The organism is Coprococcus sp. ART55/1 (assembly GCF_000210595.1).
Lineage (GTDB): Bacteria > Bacillota > Clostridia > Lachnospirales > Lachnospiraceae > Coprococcus > Coprococcus aceti.
Window position 1 is genome coordinate 2,385,276 of record NC_021018.1, and the last position, 1,263, is coordinate 2,386,538.

Genomic DNA, 1,263 nt, shown 5'->3' on the forward strand with positions numbered 1-1,263 from the left:
GCGATTATTCAGGAATGCAGGAACAGCGGTATGAAAACAAAGGACTGGCTTGCTGAAAATAACATATCAAAGGATCAGTATTACTACTGGTTCAAGCAACTGAGACTTACTGTAGTAGGGACGTTGCTTTTGTCACGAGGACTGTCCCCATGTCACGATTTTATAATACAGGGGACGCTCTTTGTGACAAAAGGAACGTCCCCATGGAGTTACGTGTTTTGAATGACAAAGATACGCTGCACTTATCGGCACCTATTTTAGTATGGATGGTTTTGTTTTTTATCATATTTGGTGTAATGTGTATAACGGATATTTCATTTCTTGTATTACCTATGTTTCTTGAATTTTTATGTTTCATTCCGGTCACTATCTGGTCAATAAAAAAGGCCCGAAAGCTACGGCAGGAGTCTTTTGTAAAGATAGATGTTATGCTTACTGCCAGAGACGGAAGGCTTTATAAAGATGATGTGAAACTTAATGTATCATACAGTGAGAGGGACAATGAAGTTTATCTTGATGATATGCATGATGCGGGGAACTAGAATACATATTTCCAGAAGAATCTATGTTAGATGGAAATCCTAATTGTATTAACAAAGAATGGATTTTGAATAAGTGGACCGAAATGATTACTGATTGTGTGGATATTAATAATGCAGAGATATTAGTTTAAGCGGAGGATGGATTATGAGCTTTCTAAAGTTATTACATGGTACGAAAAAAGGAAAGATTTATTTGATACAATAAAGGAAATAGGTGATGATATGGAGTTAGAGAATAACGATGATAAGTTTAATATTGAAAAAACAGATACCATTGATGGCTTGGCATATGAGCAAGACACCTCCAGCTTGATACTTCTTCTTACAGACGGAATGGACTGGTCAGATATGAATCGACATTTATTGCTGTTGCAAGATAAACTCAATACCTATATCTGGTACATAGATTCAGGACAATATAAAGAAAAGTACCCCAATGTTAAAAACGTAGAACTGCGTGTTAGTTTTTTGTTTGAGGAACCAGAGATATGCCGTAAGCTTTTAGAAAGAGCAAAGCAGGTGTTTGTCGATGTATTTGAGAATGTTGAGATGATTGTGGAGCATGGAACAAAGTAGGTAAACGATGCTAAATCAGAAAAACAATTGACCTCGTTTCCGACTTTCTCATAAGGCAAATTATGAATTCTAATTTCCTGCATTTTTGTTATAATACATAAGGAAACAGCATAAGGATTACCGGCATTCTGCGAAATTTGTATCA

The 1,263-nt window shown here is 35.9% G+C and carries 2 protein-coding genes and 1 pseudogene; all 3 read left to right on the forward strand.

The annotated features are described in order from the left end of the window. Positions 1–222 (forward strand): annotated as a pseudogene (locus tag CCU_RS10700) (hypothetical protein); the annotation flags it as partial. Beyond that, positions 219–542, forward strand: a complete 324-nt coding sequence (locus CCU_RS10705; protein WP_208896169.1) for a hypothetical protein — start codon at positions 219–221, stop codon at positions 540–542. The pseudogene CCU_RS10700 and the gene CCU_RS10705, both read left to right, overlap by 4 nt. 138 nt (positions 543–680) lie before the next feature. Next, positions 681–1,118: a DUF6572 domain-containing protein gene (locus tag CCU_RS10710; protein WP_015534664.1), complete on the forward strand. Its 438-nt coding sequence runs from the start codon at positions 681–683 to the stop codon at positions 1,116–1,118. Positions 1,119–1,263: the final 145 nt, after the last annotated feature.